We start from the raw sequence: 13,855 nt of genomic DNA, 5'->3' as shown, positions 1-13,855 counted from the left end.
AAAGTAGCAATTTCCGAACCACAGTCCCGAACAAGTGTTTTAAAAGGTTGGGGAAGGGAGAGGAGAGAGTGATTGGTGCACAGAAACGGGCACCGTGAATACCTTGCACCAAATCAGTTCAAATGGCGTTTACGCGCGGCGTGGTACTGATCCAGTCAGGCTAGCAAGTCTTGCAGCGTTGCCAGACTGTCCGCTTCTTCTACGGTTTTGTCCTGGCGCCAGCGCAGCATCCTTGGGAACCGCACCGCAATCCCGCTTTTATGCCGGCGTGACAGGGCGATCCCTTCGAAACCCAGTTCAAATACCAGACTCGGTTTGACGCTGCTGACCGGGCCGAATTTCTCCACGGTGGTCTTGCGTACGATGCTGTCGACTTCGCGCATTTCTGCGTCGGTCAGCCCGGAATAGGCCTTGGCGAACGGCACTAACGCCCGTTGACTCGACTCCGGCGGCCCGTCCCACACGGCAAAGGTGTAATCGCTGTAGAGGCTGGCGCGCCGCCCATGACCGCGCTGCGCATAGATCAACACCGCATCGACACTGAACGGATCGACCTTCCACTTCCACCAAACGCCCATCTCCTTGGTGCGGCCGACGCCATACAAGCCGTCGCGTGCCTTGAGCATCATGCCCTCGACGCCTAATCGGCGGGAGGCTTCGCGCTGGCGGGCGAGGTCAGACCAATCGGTGCCGGTCAACACCGGCGAGGCCAGCAACACCGGGCTGTTGCAGCGCGCAATGACCTCTTCCAATTGGGCGCGGCGCTTGGCTTGCGGCTGGTTGCGCCAGTCTTCGCCCTGCCATTCCAAAAGGTCGTAGGCAAGCACCACCACCGGCACCTCTTGGAGAATTTTCCGGTCAAGGGTTTTGCGGCCAATCCGCTGTTGCAGCAGGGCGAACGGTTGCACCGCTGGCGGCTCTGGCGATTGCGGATCGAAGGCGTCTTCAGTGCTCGGATGGGGGCTTTTCCACACCACGATTTCGCCATCGATCACCGTGCCATCGGGCAGGCCGTGTACCAGCGCATCAAGTTCGGGGAAGCGCTCAGTCACCAACTCTTCGCCCCGCGACCAGACCCACAAGCGGCTGTCACGCTTGATCACTTGCGCACGAATGCCGTCCCACTTCCATTCCACTTGCCAATGACTGGCAGGCCCGATCTGCCCCTCAAACGCTTCAACCGGTTGCGACAAAGCATGAGCAAGGAAAAACGGGTACGGCTGACCGCCGCGCTGAGCATGTTCATCGGCAGATTCTGGCGCGATCAATTTCAGATAGCTGGCGGCGTTCGGTCGGTTGGACTGGTCGGTGTAACCGACCAGTCGTTGCGCTATGCGCTTGCTGTCCAGGCCGGCCATTGAGGCCAACGCCCGTGTCACCAATAATTTCGACACGCCGACGCGCAAACTGCCGGTGATCAACTTGATGCACAACATCAGGCTCGGTCGATCCAGTTGCCCCCACAGCGCCGGCAGTTGCCGGGTCAGGTAGTCCGGGGTTTCACCGCGCAGCGGCAGCAATTTGTCCTCGATCCATTCAGCGAGTCCGGCATCGGAGCTGTGTGGATTTTCCGGAAGCACCAGCGAAATGGTTTCCGCCAGATCGCCTACCGATTGATAGCTTTCCTCGAACAGCCAGGGTTCCAGGCCGGACACCCCGACCGCGCGTTCACGCAGAATGCGCACCGGGACCAGTTGCCGAGGGCGTCCGCCGGACAGAAAGTACACCGCCCACGCCGCATCTTGCGGTGTTGCCTGGGCGAAGTAGGCTTGCATCGCCGCCAGTTTGGCGTTGCTCGACGTGGTTGCGTCGAGTTGGGCGTACAACTCGGCGAAGGCTTTCATGCAGACGTCTCGGCAATGGTCGGTTCGGCGGTGATGTTTTCTTCTTCGTCATCGCCGTATTCGGTGTTGAAGCCTTGAGCATCCAGACCTTGTTCACGCAGATGGCGCACCAGGACGCCAATCGAGCCGTGGGTAACCATCACCCGTTCGGCGCCGGTCTGATTGATCGCCCAGAGCAGGCCGGGCCAGTCGGCGTGATCGGACAGCACGAAACCGCGATCGACCCCGCGCCGTCGGCGGGTGCCGCGCAGACGCATCCAGCCGCTGGCGAAACCGTCGCTGAATTCACCGAAACGCCGCATCCAACTGCTGCCACCGGCCGAGGGCGGAGCAATGACCAAGGCCTGACGCATGATCGGGTCGTTCTTTTTCAGGTCACCGGCATAGATCGTCGGCGGCAGGTACACGCCAGCGTCGCGGTAAACCCGGTTCAGTGGCTCCACAGCGCCGTGGCTGAGGATCGGGCCGAGTGTTTCATCGATGCCATGGAGAATCCGTTGGGCTTTGCCGAATGAGTAACAAAACAACACGCTGGCTTTGCCGGCGGCGATGTTGGCCGACCACCATTGATTGATCTCGCTGAACACCTGCGCCTGCGGTTGCCAGCGGTAGATCGGCAGGCCGAAGGTCGATTCGGTGATGAACGTGTGGCAGCGCACCGGTTCGAACGGCTGGCAGGTGCCGTCCGGCTCGATCTTGTAATCGCCCGACGCGACCCAGACTTCGCCGCCGTATTCCAGGCGTATTTGAGCCGAGCCGAGTACGTGGCCGGCAGGATGAAAGCTCAGGGTGACGCCGTGGTGGGTCAGACGCTGACCGTATTCGAGGGTTTGCAGGTGGATGTCCTGGCCGAGGCGGGCGCGCAGGATGCCTTCGCTGGCGCTGCTGGCCAGGTAATGCTGGTTGCCGGTGCGAGCGTGATCGCCATGGGCATGGGTGATCACCGAGCGTTCGACCGGCCGCCACGGGTCGATGTAAAAATCCCCGGCGGGGCAGTACAAACCTTCAGGGCGGGCAATAACAAGATCCATGTCGTTACCAGAATGGAGGGCTTGTTAGCTATGAGGTTTGGGCGTGGTCAGAAGTTCTATGGATTTTTTAGTGCGTGGTGCACAAAGCCATTGTGGGCTTGCTCGCGAGGGTGTCGTGTCAGTCGAGATATTTCGTACTGACACAGTGCTTTCGCGAGCAAGCCCACTCCCACAGGGGACGGCGTTTTATTTGCCGGGCGTGAGGGTCAAGCGCGTCTTGCCGTAAACCCGCTCAAAGTTCTGCGGTTGCATCGGCAAACCGATGTACTGGCCCTTGAGCCATGCATCAATCCCGTTGAGGTAACTCGGGCTGACCGGATTGCCCGACTGGCCCGTACCGTTTTGCCCCATCAGCGGTTCGGCCTGGCCGAAGTCGACGATAAACCGCATCGACGGCGCACGGGTGGTGCTGAAGTCCTGACCCCAGGTAAACGCCGCCGTGTTCAACGTCGTGTGATCGCCGCCCGCCGCCAGCGGCCCACGAACGGTCTGGCCATTGGCATTCTTCCACGCGTAGCTGTGCAATTTGCCCCACTGCCAAGCCTTGTGATCGCCACCCAACTGACTGTCGCCGGCGGTAATCGCTGCGGCCAGGCTGCGGGCGAGAATCACCGCTTTATCCTCTTTCTGCGCCGTGCGGATGTCATCCCAGAACGGACTGTCCTCGCGTCCCAGCAGATGATCCGCTTGGGCTGCGTAGGATAAGTTGCCATTGGCAATAAACGCTTTCCACGCCGGGCTGGACTCGGGACCGAGTTCGTCGAGGAAGATCTGTTTCATGCTTTCTTGCAGGAACAGTTCGTAGATCGCCGCGTCGGCGGACGTCGGGCTGAGCTTGCCGTCGAACGCCATCAGCCGGCTAAAGGCTTCACGGGCCTTGCCGCGTTCGATTGGCGGCAAGGCGTCGATGGCTTGTTTCAGCGGTTGTTTCATACCCGGTGCTTCGAACACCTTTTTCAGTTTGGCGGCGAACGTGGTGGTCTGGTCGTATTGCATCGCAATCACGCTGCGACTGTCGTGTTTGCCGCTGCCGGCCAGTTCGGCCAAGCGTTCGCCACGCTCCGGCGCGGCCCAGGAGTTGGACAACTGCATGCCGTAACCGTGGGGGATGACACGTTGGTTGGCGGTGCCAAGCCAGCCCTGCGCCGGATCCTGATCGTAGGGATGTAGCATGGGGTCGGCGTAACCGTCCCAATCGTAACGGCCTTCCCAGCCCGGCGATGGCAGCAGGCCTTCGCCTTCACGACGGTTGGGGAAACGCCCGGTGACTTGCCAGCCGATGTTGCTGGCGTCGGCGAACACCAGATTCAGCGCGATCGCGCGGATTTCCCGGCTCGCGTCCGAGGCGCGCTCAACATTTTGCGCACGGCTCAGGTCAAAAAACGCGTCCAGGGATTTGTCGTCGGTAAAACTCGGCGTCTGCAAGGCCAGGCCAAAACCGTTGCCTTGTGCCGCCGCCTGGGCGCTATTGAGCAAGGCGCCGTGACGGGTTTCGTACACCGCTTCGCGAATCGGCCGCTGGCCTTTGACGAAGTAGGTTTCGTTGCGCACGCCCAGCGGCTGCCATTTGCCGTTGACCTCGTAGGTCAGGCTACTGCCCTGACGACGGATCTTTTCCAGAAACAGGTCTTGGTTGTCGCCGAGCACGCTGCTCAGGCTCCACGCCACTTTGCCGTTGAAGCCACCGAGGACCATCGGCAAACCGGCGACGGTGACGCCTGCGGCCTGATATTTCGGCGCGCGGATTTGTACAAAGGTCCACAGCGACGGCGCAGCCAGCGGCCCATGGCTGTCGCTGGCCAGCAGGCTTTTGCCGCTGCGGCTGCGTTGCGGGGCCATTGCCCAGTTGTTCGAAGAGGTGGCGCCGAGCAGGTTCAGTGCCGATAGCTGCTGACTGGTGTTACTCAGTTCGGTCAGTCCCGGTATTTGCCCGTTGAGCTTGAGCCCTTTGAGCTTGTCGGCTTCAGCCAGCGGCAGGTTCTCGTCCGGTGCGGAGGGGGTCAGCCAGGCAAGTTTGTCGCTGGTCACGGTTTGCGCCAGGACCAGCGACGAGATCTCTTGCGGCAGGTTGGCCGACTGGCTGAAATTCAGCAGCGCAAAAATCAGCGCCGAATCTTCCGGTTTCCAGTATTCAGGCTTGTAACCGCTGGAGGCGAGATCCCCCGGCAATTTGTCGGCGTAGCGGAACAGGTAGGCGTTGACGCCCCGGGCATAGACTTCGAAGAAGCGCTTGAGCCGTGGCGACGAGGCTTTATACAACTCGCCGGCACTTTTCTTCAGGTTGACGGCGCGCATGTAGCGGTCGGCATCCAGCATCGAGGCGCCGGACATTTCCGCCAGACGGCCCTGAGCCAACAGACGCAGCGTGACCATTTGGTTGATGCGATCGCTGGCATGCACATAGCCGAGGCTGAACAGCGCGTCGTGGAAACTGTTGCTTTCGATCAACGGCATGCCCATGGCATTGCGCCGCACCGAAACGTTCTGCGCCAGACCCTTGAGCGGTTGCACGCCGGAGGTGGGCGGGAGGCTGTCCTGAGCGTTCCAGGTCTGGCAACCGGACAGGCCCAAAACACTGGCCACTGTTGCGGCAACGCCGAACCGGGGAAGAAAATGTGTAAGGGCTGGCGAGGCCATGGCAAAGCTCCTGCGGGGGGTAGCGTCAGTAAAGGCGCTACGTTAGTGAGCAGGAGGATGCCGCGCAAGCGGGGGCGGGGGTTATTTCGAGATTTATGGCGGACGGCAAACCCCGGCATCAGGTCATCCCGTGGGCGTTCAATAGCTTGCTTTGAGGAAGGGGGGGATGCTCAAGTGCGCATTATTCAATGAACCGCGTGAGAAAAATCGCCATGGAACTTCAGGCCAACGCCGCACTGATCATCATCGACCAGCAAAAAGGCATCCTGCATCCGCGCTTGGGGCGGCGCAATAATCCTGACGCTGAAGCGCGAATCCTTGATTTGTTGGGCATTTGGCGTAGCAGTGGGCGACCGGTGATTCATGTGCAGCACTTGTCGCGCTCGCCGGAATCAGTGTTCTGGCCCGAGCAGTCCGGAGTGGAGTTTCAGGCAAGGTTTGTGCCGCAGGATGGCGAGTGGCTGATTCAGAAACAGGTCCCGGATGCATTTTGTGGCACGGGGCTTGAGGCGCGGTTGCGTGAAGCGCGGATCGGACAATTGATCATCGTGGGTGTGGCGACCAACAATTCGGTGGAATCGACTGCGCGCTCGGCGGGCAATCTGGGGTTCGAGGCGTGGGTCGCGGAGGATGCGTGTTTCACCTTCGACAAGGTCGATTATTTCGGTACGCCGCGTTCAGCCCAGGAGGTACACGGGATGTCGCTGGGGAATCTGGATGGGGAGTATGCGACGGTGGTCAGCTCAGGCCGGATTCTGGCCATCGCCTGAGAGACCTGTGGGAGCTGGCAAGCCCGCTCCCACAAGGATCGCGATGCAAACAAAAATGGCGACTGACGTTGATTAACCTGTAGGCGTGAGCCTGCTCGCGATGGCGACTTTCAGGCAAAGAAGATCTGCACCTGAGGCATCAAGCGCCGTGGCACTTCTTGAATTTCTTGCCGTTGCCGCATGGGCAAGGGTCGTTGCGGCCGACGTCTTTCAGGGCGTTGCGCACCGGTTCCTGGTGGGCGTGGCCGCAGTTCGGGCCGTGGACATGGCCATGGTCGTGATCGTGGTGATGGTCATGGTCGTGGTTGCAGTCAGGGCCATGGACATGAGGTTGCTGAGTCATCGGTGTTGCTCCGGAATTAAATCGGCGGGGATTATCACGCCATTACGCTCAAGGTGCACGTAGTGGGCGATGAATAAGCCGGTTTCCATGTCGCCCTGCAATCGATAAGGAATCTGCTGGTTCGGCCTTTTCAGCATTTTCACCACCTCTTTGACTTGTGGCCACAAGTTGGTGCGAATCGGCACTTTGTAGAAAGCGCTGCGTTTGGGCCCGACAGTGATCCAGCGTTCATACGCACCCTCGGTCAGCAGCATGTCAGCCAAATGGATGCGGTATTCCAGGCCGCGCACGGTCAAGTCACTGCTGTTGGGGTTGTCGATGCGAAAGTGCAGGATGAATTTCTGCTCAAGCAACTTGGCGCGCACCACTTCGACTTTGACCAGATGCACGGCGGGGTCGACGCTGACATCACTGAACCACGAGGCGCAACCGCCCAGGTTCAGGATCAGCATCAGAGAAAAAGCCTGAAATGTGCGCCATTGACTGAGCATCGCGTAAAACTCCCTTTCACCTCAGTCTAGCCGCCGGCGGATTTACGCGCCGAAATACCCCGCGCAGCACTTTTTAAACTTTTGCCCGCTGGCGCATGGGCAACTGTCATTACGGCCCAGCTTCAATTGCACGGTCGGGTCGATGAAGTACCAGCGCCCGGCGTTCTGCACAAACGAGGAGCGCTCGCGGTGACTGTGTTCGCCCTGGCTGTCGTGCCAGCGTGCGGTGAAGGTGACGAAGGCATGTTCCGGCTGGCCGCCGAAGACTTCCGAGTTTTCGACGTCGAGACCCAGCCAGGTGCTTTGTGCGCTCCAGGTGCTGATCGACTGACGATTAAGGCCCGATTGCTGGGCGGGCAGGGTGGTCGCCACCAGATAGTCGATCAGCCCCAGCACATAGGCGCTGTAACGCGAGCGCATCAAGGCTTCGGCGCACGGCGCCGGGAGGCCGGCGTGATAGTGACCGCAGCAGGCATCCAGTAGATTGCCGCTGCCGCAAGGGCAAATAGCTGTACTCATTGTTACCACCAGTATTTCCCGAAGTTTTCCGGATTGGCCCAGAACCGAGAATTAAGCCAATCGGGGACTTGTTTGTAGTCAAGCAGGTCGTAGGTGAACAGGGTCAACACTTGATTGTCACGCTGGAAGCGCTCACTGGCTTGCAGTGCCAGTGAATAGAAATCAGTCTCCTGCCAGCCACTGGCCGACAGATCCGCCAGTACCGCGATGCGGCTGGCGTTGAGGTTGCGAATCCCGCCCAGAAGATTCAGGCCGTCACGCTTGGGCAAATGTTCCAGGCAATCGACCACCAGTGCCAGGTCGAAGCGCTGTGCCGCCAGTTCGGCAGGCAAGGTGCCGGGTTCGGCGTGGGCGACGCAGCAGTCCGGGTGCGCTTGTTTGAAAGCGGCCAGCGCCGGAAACTCGCTGGCGCCGATCAGCAGCAAGCGCGTCGGGGCGTAGCGATCCAGCAAAGCGGCCAACGCCTGCTGCGGCGTGCGGGAAGAAATGGCGACGTTCATCGAGGCTCCTCAATCAGACCGCCAAGACTAGCCTGCCTGACGGCGGCGGCAAAGCGTGGTGTGCCGCCGGTTTGCGGCCAATGCGCCAAAGTCCTGTGAACTCGGTCGCAAACAGCCATGGCCTATTGCTGGCGGAGATTAAAACTCCGGTCTTTACTCCCTGAATCGGTTCTAAGCCGATCCCTCAGGAGAAAACCAGATGAGCATAGTTCGGACAGCGTTACCCTTGATTCTGTTAACCAGTGTGTTGACTGGTTGTGCAGGTTTGCAGAAAACCGACTGGCCGACCTGTGCGGCGGTCGGTGGCGTCGTCGGTGCCGGTCTTGGTGCCACCGAGAGTTCCTCGTGGGCGGGAGGTGGTGCACTGATCGTCGGAGGCATGGCGGCGGCCTATTGCTGGGTTCATGGTGATGGCGATGAGGACGGCGATGGTGTGCCGGACAGTCGCGACAAGTGCCCGGGCACGCCTAAAGGCGTACAGGTCGATGCTGACGGCTGCCCTCCACCTGCACCGATGCCTATGGTCGAAGAAGCTGTAGTGGTCAAGGAGGAAACCATCGTCATTCGCGATGTTCACTTCCAGTTCGACAAAGCCACGCTCACGGGCTCTGATAAACAAGTGCTCGACAAGGTCGCCACACGTCTGAAGCAGGAGTCCTCTACAGCGCAACTGACTGTGACCGGTCACACCGACAGCGTGGGCAGCGATGCCTACAACCAGAAGTTGTCGGACCGTCGTGCGCACTCGGTGGTGGAATACCTGATCCAGCAAGGTGTGCCGCGTGCCAGCTTCGTTTCGGTGTCCGGTATGGGTGAGATGCAACCTGTCGCCGACAACAAAACCGCTGACGGCCGCGCGCAAAACCGCCGTACCGAAATCAAAATCGTCCGCTAGACCTCTCGCATCCTCGGCTTGTGCAGTCGCGGATGCGGGTCTTTACTCCTGTGTAACCGGTATGGGCCGGTGACACAGGAGCTTTCAAAATGACTGTTTTCTCAAGGTCCGTCTTGCCGGTACTGATGCTGGGCAGCTTGCTTACCGGTTGCGCTACTCACAGCGATGGCACTGCCCCCCTCAATCAACGTACTTGGCCGATCTGCAGCCTTATTGGCGGGCTGGTCGGTGGCGGTCTAGGCGCCATCGAAAGTGGTGGCTGGGCCGGTGGCGGCGCAGCGCTGGGGATCCTGACCGGCGGATTGATCTGTTATGCCCAGGATGGCGATGAAGACGGCGATGGCGTGTTCGATCGCCGCGACCGTTGCCCCGATACACCGGCCAATACGCCGGTCGATCACCGGGGTTGCCCACTGCCGCAATATCCGGTGACTGAAAAAGTACCGGAGCCTGCGCCTCAGACTGAAGTCATCACCCTGAGCGATGCTGGCGATGTACTGTTCGATTTCGACAAGTCCGATCTGACTCCAGCGGCCAAATCCCAGCTCGATACGCTGATGGATAAACTGCGCAATGCTGATGTGGTGAGCATCAAGGTGATCGGTCATACCGACAGCAAAGGTTCGGATGCCTACAACCAGGCATTGTCGGAACGACGCGCCAGCAGTGTGGCGGCGTACCTGCTGAGTCAGGGCCTGGCCCCGAACAAACTCACCAGTGAGGGGCGTGGCGAGAGCGAGCCTGTGGCCGATAACGCCACCGACGAGGGTCGCGCGAAAAACCGTCGAGTGGAGTTGCACATCAATCGTTAGCATGGCGCTGAAGTCCGCTAGCTAGAGCTGTCGGTCGACGATCTTCGTCGACCCGGCAGCCATTTGGCGGCCAAGCGAGTTTTTTTCATTTAACCCTCTGGCTTATCCCCCGCAGAAGCCGTTACTGTGCGTGCAAAGAATAATTCGCAATACGGGGGAGCGTATGAAAGTGTTTTGGGGGCTGGGGCGGTTATTGACCCTGCTGTTCTGCTGCGTGGTGCTGGTTAATCAGCTCATGCCGTTCGTACATCCGTTGCACCTGCTGGTCAATCTGGCCGGCGGTCTGCTGTTGCTGATCCATGTGCTTGAAGTGCTGCTGTGCAACCGCAGCCTCAAGGGGCGCCCGCACCCTTGGCGCGACCGTGGCCGCATCCTGCTGTTCGGCATCTTTCACCTGCAAACCATCCCGGCCCCGGCCGCTCCGGAGGCTTCTTCCCATGCGTAAACTCTGCCTGCTCGCTGCATTCATCAGTCCTTTGGCCTGTGCCCAAGTGGTCAGCGTCGAAGCCAACTCCCTGATGCGTCTGCCCAACACTGCCAGTACCTTGCAGTTGGACAAACTAGAAGTGGCCGATTACGGCACGCTGCTGATTCCACCGAATGTGACTGAACTCAGCGTGGGTGAATTGCGCCTCGGTCATGACGCACGTATCGCTATCGTCCCGGGTGAACAGGCTTTGGACATGAAAGTCGTTCGCGCTGAACTGAGTGATGGCAGCCAGATCACTGCACGCGGTGCGCCGGGGACTTACGAAAAAGCTGCGCGTGCGGGGCGCAATCTGAATCTGCAATTCAAGGCACTGGATGCGCCGCAACTGTTGGTCGACGCTCGTGGCGGCCGTGGGACACCAGGTTTTGTCGGTCTTGATGGCGGCAACGGTGAAGATCCGGGCTGCACCTGGGGTCAGGCCGGACACGGTGCCGACGGTAGCGATGGCAGCGACGGTCAGCCGGGTGCACCGGGTGGGTTGGTGCGCCTGCAAGTGCCGCGTGAATTCCCGACCGAACTGATCAAAGTCAACGTCGCAGGCGGTGCTGGTGGGCCAGCGGGCGTTGGCGGCAAGGCCGGCAAAGGCGGCAAGTCCAAGGGCTGTCTGGTGTATCGCGCCGATGGCGGCAAGAGTGGCAAGGCCGGGGCGGATGGCCAGGCTGGGCCTGTTGGAGCCGCTGGCTCGGTGACTGTTCAGCGCCTCTAAAGATCAACCCCAGCAGTGATGTGGCGAGGGCGCAAGCACCCCCGCCACAACAGTATCCAGCGCAAATGATGGGTACCGATCAAAACATCGGTCGCGCCGCCGCAACGGCCACCAGCACCAACCCGACCAGCAGATTAATCCCCACCACCCGGCGAATTCGCCCCAGCACCGCCGCACCTGCCGGCCAGTCCTTGGCCTCAACCGCTTTGCGCAACTCAGGCAGCATCAAGCCCTGAATCCGGATAAACAGCGCCGTCATCACCACATACAACCCGATCATCACCTGCACATATTTCGGTGCGGTCTCAAACCCGACCTGCTGAAGATGCAACATGCCCACGCCGCTGATCGGCAACACGATCACCGCGACCCAGACCCAGCGGAAAAAACCTTGAAACACTTCCACCCACAGCGTCAGCCGATTTGGCCCGTCCAGAGCCTTCACAGCCGCAGGACGCAAGATCATCCAGGCGAAAAACATACCGCCGACCCACACCAGAGCGGACAGGACATGCAGCGGATAAACGAGGCTAAAAGGTGTCATTGGGGCACTCCGTTCTGCGCGGGATTAATTAGCGGGGTATGATAGCCGCCATCTGAAACCACTGAAAATTTATCCAGCGTTTTTTGCGCCCGACAATCCATGATCAGCACTGAACTCAAAACCACGATCCAGGGCGCCTACTCGCGTTTTCTTGAAGCCAAGAGCCTCAAGCCGCGTTACGGCCAGCGCCTGATGATCGCTGAAATCGCCAAGGTTCTCGGGGATATCGACACCGACGACGAAGGCCGGCGCAGTGGCGACCCCGCGATTGTCGCGGTGGAAGCCGGCACCGGTACCGGCAAAACCGTGGCCTACAGCCTGGCAGCGATCCCTACGGCCAAACTGGCCGGCAAACGTCTGGTGATCGCCACGGCGACCGTGGCCCTGCAAGAGCAGATCGTCTATAAGGATTTGCCCGACCTGATGCGCAACAGCGGACTGAACTTCAGCTTCGCGTTGGCGAAGGGCCGTGGCCGCTACATGTGCCTGTCCAAGCTCGACATGCTGCTGCAGGAAGGTCACGCACAGACGGCCACCGCCCAGCTTTTCGAAGAAGAAGGCTTCAAGATCGAGGTCGATGAGGCCAGTCAGAAGCTGTTCACCAGCATGATCGAGAAACTCGCCGGCAATAAATGGGACGGCGACCGCGACAGTTGGCCCAATGCCCTGGAAGACGCCGATTGGGCGCGCCTGACCACCGATCACAGCCAGTGCACCAACCGTCATTGCCCGAACTTCGGCCAGTGCGCCTTCTACAAGGCCCGCGAAGGCATGGGCAAGGTCGACGTGATTGTCACCAACCACGACATGGTGCTGGCCGACCTGGCCTTGGGCGGCGGTGCGGTGCTGCCCGACCCGCGCGACACCCTCTATGTGTTCGACGAAGGCCATCACCTGCCAGACAAGGCGATCGGCCATTTCGCTCACTACACACGTCTGCGCTCTACCGCCGACTGGCTGGAAACCACTGCCAAGAACCTCACCAAACTGCTGGCTCAGCATCCGCTGCCGGGCGATCTTGGCAAGTTGATCGAACAGGTGCCGGAGCTGGCGCGGGAGATCAAGGCTCAGCAGCAGTTCATGTTCAGCGCCTGCGAGCAGATTGCCGATTTCAAACCCGGTGAGGATGTCGAGGGCCGTGAGCGCCCGCGTCATCGTTTCGTCGGCGGGGTGATTCCCGAGCACATGCGCGAAATGGGCATCGAGCTGAAAAAGGGCTATTCCCGTCTCAATGATCTGTTCACCCGCCTTACCGACCTGCTCAAGGAAGGTATGGATGGCGAGGTCAACATAGGCATCGCCAGCAATCAGGCCGAAGAGTGGTATCCGCTGTTCGGCAGCCTGTTGTCCCGTGCATCGGGCAACTGGGAACTGTGGACGGCGTTCACCGCCGAAGATCCGGAAGACAGCCCGCCAATGGCGCGTTGGCTGACACTGGCTGAAAGCGGTTCGCTGTTCGACATCGAGGTCAACGCCAGCCCGATCCTGGCGGCGGAAACCTTGCGCCGCAGCCTGTGGAACGTGGCTTATGGTTGCCTGGTGACCTCGGCAACCCTGACCGCGCTTGGCACTTTCGACCGCTTCCGCATGCGCGCCGGCCTGCCGAAAAAAGCCGTCACCGCCGTGGTGCCGAGCCCGTTCCATCACGCCGACGCTGGCGTGCTGCGGGTGCCGGATCTGAAAGCCGACCCACGCGACGCCGCTGCCCATACCGCCGCAATCATCCGTGATTTGCCTGATCTGGTCGAAGGCTCGCGCGGTACGCTGGTGCTGTTCTCCTCGCGCAAACAGATGCAGGACGTGTTCGACGGCCTCGACCGCGACTGGCGCAAGCAAGTGTTCATTCAAGGCAACCTGTCGAAACAGGAAACCCTGAACAAGCACAAAGCGCGGGTCGATGGTGGTGACTCCAGCGTGTTGTTCGGTCTGGCCAGTTTTGCGGAGGGTGTCGATTTACCCGGGGCTTACTGCGAACACGTCGTGATCGCCAAGATCCCGTTCTCGGTGCCGGACGATCCTGTGGAAGCTGCATTGTCGGAGTGGATCGAGGCCCGGGGCGGCAATCCGTTCATGGAAATCTCCGTGCCCGACGCTTCGCTCAAGCTGGTTCAGGCCTGTGGCCGTCTGCTGCGTACCGAAGAAGATCGCGGCACCATCACGTTGCTGGATCGGCGACTGGTGACCCAGCGTTACGGCAAGGCGATCCTCAATGCGTTGCCGCCTTTCCGTCGTGAAATATCCTGAGACATCGGTGGGCCGTTTTGCCCGCCGCG

The 13,855-nt window shown here is 60.4% G+C and carries 14 protein-coding genes; 6 read left to right on the top strand and 8 right to left on the bottom strand.

The genetic code is table 11. The features are described from left to right. Nucleotides 1-155 precede the first annotated feature (155 nt). The 3 genes from K5E40_RS14925 to K5E40_RS14915 all read right to left on the bottom strand — a co-directional run bounded on the left by K5E40_RS14925 (nt 156) and on the right by K5E40_RS14915 (nt 5,512). Nucleotides 156-1,844: an ATP-dependent DNA ligase gene (locus tag K5E40_RS14925; RefSeq protein WP_221731455.1), complete on the bottom strand. Its 1,689-nt coding sequence runs from the start codon at nt 1,842-1,844 to the stop codon at nt 156-158. Beyond that, nucleotides 1,841-2,875: a ligase-associated DNA damage response exonuclease gene (locus tag K5E40_RS14920; protein WP_221731454.1), complete on the bottom strand. Its 1,035-nt coding sequence runs from the start codon at nt 2,873-2,875 to the stop codon at nt 1,841-1,843. Before K5E40_RS14920 ends, K5E40_RS14925 begins: the two co-directional genes overlap by 4 nt. A gap of 186 nt (nt 2,876-3,061) precedes the next feature. Further along, the gene (locus tag K5E40_RS14915) at nt 3,062-5,512 is read right to left on the bottom strand and encodes a penicillin acylase family protein (protein ID WP_221731453.1); all 2,451 of its coding nucleotides are present in this window, start codon (nt 5,510-5,512) and stop codon (nt 3,062-3,064) included. A gap of 212 nt (nt 5,513-5,724) precedes the next feature. Between K5E40_RS14915 and K5E40_RS14910 the strand changes: the two genes are divergently transcribed. Continuing rightward, on the top strand, nt 5,725-6,282 hold the full coding sequence (locus K5E40_RS14910; protein WP_221731452.1) for a cysteine hydrolase family protein: 558 nt from the start codon (nt 5,725-5,727) through the stop codon (nt 6,280-6,282). A gap of 139 nt (nt 6,283-6,421) precedes the next feature. Here the strand turns inward: K5E40_RS14910 and K5E40_RS14905 are convergent, their stop codons facing one another. The 4 genes from K5E40_RS14905 to K5E40_RS14890 are packed head-to-tail and all read right to left on the bottom strand — an operon-like array spanning nt 6,422 to nt 8,135. After that, the gene (locus tag K5E40_RS14905; RefSeq protein ID WP_003198420.1) at nt 6,422-6,625 is read right to left on the bottom strand and encodes an SEC-C metal-binding domain-containing protein; all 204 of its coding nucleotides are present in this window, start codon (nt 6,623-6,625) and stop codon (nt 6,422-6,424) included. After that, entirely contained in the window at nt 6,622-7,116 is a 495-nt protein-coding gene (locus tag K5E40_RS14900) for an LEA type 2 family protein (RefSeq protein WP_221731451.1), read from the bottom strand. The genes K5E40_RS14905 and K5E40_RS14900 overlap by 4 nt, the downstream gene beginning before the upstream one ends. Nucleotides 7,117-7,158: 42 nt before the next feature. Next, nucleotides 7,159-7,635, bottom strand: a complete 477-nt coding sequence (locus K5E40_RS14895) for a YchJ family protein (RefSeq protein ID WP_221731450.1) — start codon at nt 7,633-7,635, stop codon at nt 7,159-7,161. Nucleotides 7,636-7,637: 2 nt separating this feature from the next. Beyond that, a complete protein-coding gene (locus K5E40_RS14890; RefSeq protein WP_221731449.1) occupies nt 7,638-8,135 on the bottom strand; it encodes a DUF6231 family protein in 498 nt (165 codons plus the stop codon). 199 nt (nt 8,136-8,334) lie between these two features. Here K5E40_RS14890 and K5E40_RS14885 point away from each other — a divergent pair, with 199 nt between their 5' ends. The 4 genes from K5E40_RS14885 (at nt 8,335) to K5E40_RS14870 (ending at nt 11,038) form a co-directional block, all read left to right on the top strand. Beyond that, on the top strand, nt 8,335-9,030 hold the full coding sequence (locus tag K5E40_RS14885) for an OmpA family protein (RefSeq protein ID WP_221731448.1): 696 nt from the start codon (nt 8,335-8,337) through the stop codon (nt 9,028-9,030). A gap of 89 nt (nt 9,031-9,119) precedes the next feature. After that, nucleotides 9,120-9,842, top strand: a complete 723-nt coding sequence (locus K5E40_RS14880) for an OmpA family protein (protein ID WP_221731447.1) — start codon at nt 9,120-9,122, stop codon at nt 9,840-9,842. Between the two features lie 163 nt (nt 9,843-10,005). Continuing rightward, nucleotides 10,006-10,287, top strand: coding sequence for a DUF1145 domain-containing protein (locus K5E40_RS14875; RefSeq protein WP_221731446.1), 282 nt, complete (start codon nt 10,006-10,008; stop codon nt 10,285-10,287). Next, nucleotides 10,280-11,038, top strand: coding sequence for a collagen-like protein (locus K5E40_RS14870; RefSeq protein ID WP_221731445.1), 759 nt, complete (start codon nt 10,280-10,282; stop codon nt 11,036-11,038). Before K5E40_RS14875 ends, K5E40_RS14870 begins: the two co-directional genes overlap by 8 nt. A 79-nt stretch (nt 11,039-11,117) precedes the next feature. Here K5E40_RS14870 and K5E40_RS14865 read toward each other — a convergent pair whose 3' ends face one another. After that, on the bottom strand, nt 11,118-11,582 hold the full coding sequence (locus tag K5E40_RS14865) for a CopD family protein (protein WP_221731444.1): 465 nt from the start codon (nt 11,580-11,582) through the stop codon (nt 11,118-11,120). Nucleotides 11,583-11,681: 99 nt separating this feature from the next. Between K5E40_RS14865 and dinG the strand changes: the two genes are divergently transcribed. Then, nucleotides 11,682-13,826: an ATP-dependent DNA helicase DinG gene (dinG, locus tag K5E40_RS14860; protein ID WP_221731443.1), complete on the top strand. Its 2,145-nt coding sequence runs from the start codon at nt 11,682-11,684 to the stop codon at nt 13,824-13,826. The last annotated feature ends 29 nt before the right edge of the window (nt 13,827-13,855 follow it).

Origin of the sequence: Pseudomonas baetica (assembly GCF_019733355.1) — a bacterium.
In the GTDB taxonomy this organism is placed as follows: Bacteria; Pseudomonadota; Gammaproteobacteria; order Pseudomonadales; family Pseudomonadaceae; genus Aquipseudomonas; species Aquipseudomonas baetica_A.
This window is presented reverse-complemented; position numbering and strand designations above follow the sequence as displayed.

What these genes read in the sequence shown, in the direction of transcription:
- K5E40_RS14895 (WP_221731450.1), bottom strand. Translation starts at nt 7,635, where the DNA reads ATGAGTACAGCTATTTGCCCTTGCGGCAGCGGCAATCTACTGGATGCC.
- K5E40_RS14900 (WP_221731451.1), bottom strand. Translation starts at nt 7,116, where the DNA reads ATGCTCAGTCAATGGCGCACATTTCAGGCTTTTTCTCTGATGCTGATC.
- K5E40_RS14910 (WP_221731452.1), top strand. Translation starts at nt 5,725, where the DNA reads ATGGAACTTCAGGCCAACGCCGCACTGATCATCATCGACCAGCAAAAA.
- K5E40_RS14890 (WP_221731449.1), bottom strand. Translation starts at nt 8,135, where the DNA reads ATGAACGTCGCCATTTCTTCCCGCACGCCGCAGCAGGCGTTGGCCGCT.
- K5E40_RS14880 (WP_221731447.1), top strand. Translation starts at nt 9,120, where the DNA reads ATGACTGTTTTCTCAAGGTCCGTCTTGCCGGTACTGATGCTGGGCAGC.
- dinG (WP_221731443.1), top strand. Translation starts at nt 11,682, where the DNA reads ATGATCAGCACTGAACTCAAAACCACGATCCAGGGCGCCTACTCGCGT.
- K5E40_RS14925 (WP_221731455.1), bottom strand. Translation starts at nt 1,844, where the DNA reads ATGAAAGCCTTCGCCGAGTTGTACGCCCAACTCGACGCAACCACGTCG.
- K5E40_RS14905 (WP_003198420.1), bottom strand. Translation starts at nt 6,625, where the DNA reads ATGACTCAGCAACCTCATGTCCATGGCCCTGACTGCAACCACGACCAT.
- K5E40_RS14865 (WP_221731444.1), bottom strand. Translation starts at nt 11,582, where the DNA reads ATGACACCTTTTAGCCTCGTTTATCCGCTGCATGTCCTGTCCGCTCTG.
- K5E40_RS14875 (WP_221731446.1), top strand. Translation starts at nt 10,006, where the DNA reads ATGAAAGTGTTTTGGGGGCTGGGGCGGTTATTGACCCTGCTGTTCTGC.
- K5E40_RS14885 (WP_221731448.1), top strand. Translation starts at nt 8,335, where the DNA reads ATGAGCATAGTTCGGACAGCGTTACCCTTGATTCTGTTAACCAGTGTG.
- K5E40_RS14920 (WP_221731454.1), bottom strand. Translation starts at nt 2,875, where the DNA reads ATGGATCTTGTTATTGCCCGCCCTGAAGGTTTGTACTGCCCCGCCGGG.
- K5E40_RS14870 (WP_221731445.1), top strand. Translation starts at nt 10,280, where the DNA reads ATGCGTAAACTCTGCCTGCTCGCTGCATTCATCAGTCCTTTGGCCTGT.
- K5E40_RS14915 (WP_221731453.1), bottom strand. Translation starts at nt 5,512, where the DNA reads ATGGCCTCGCCAGCCCTTACACATTTTCTTCCCCGGTTCGGCGTTGCC.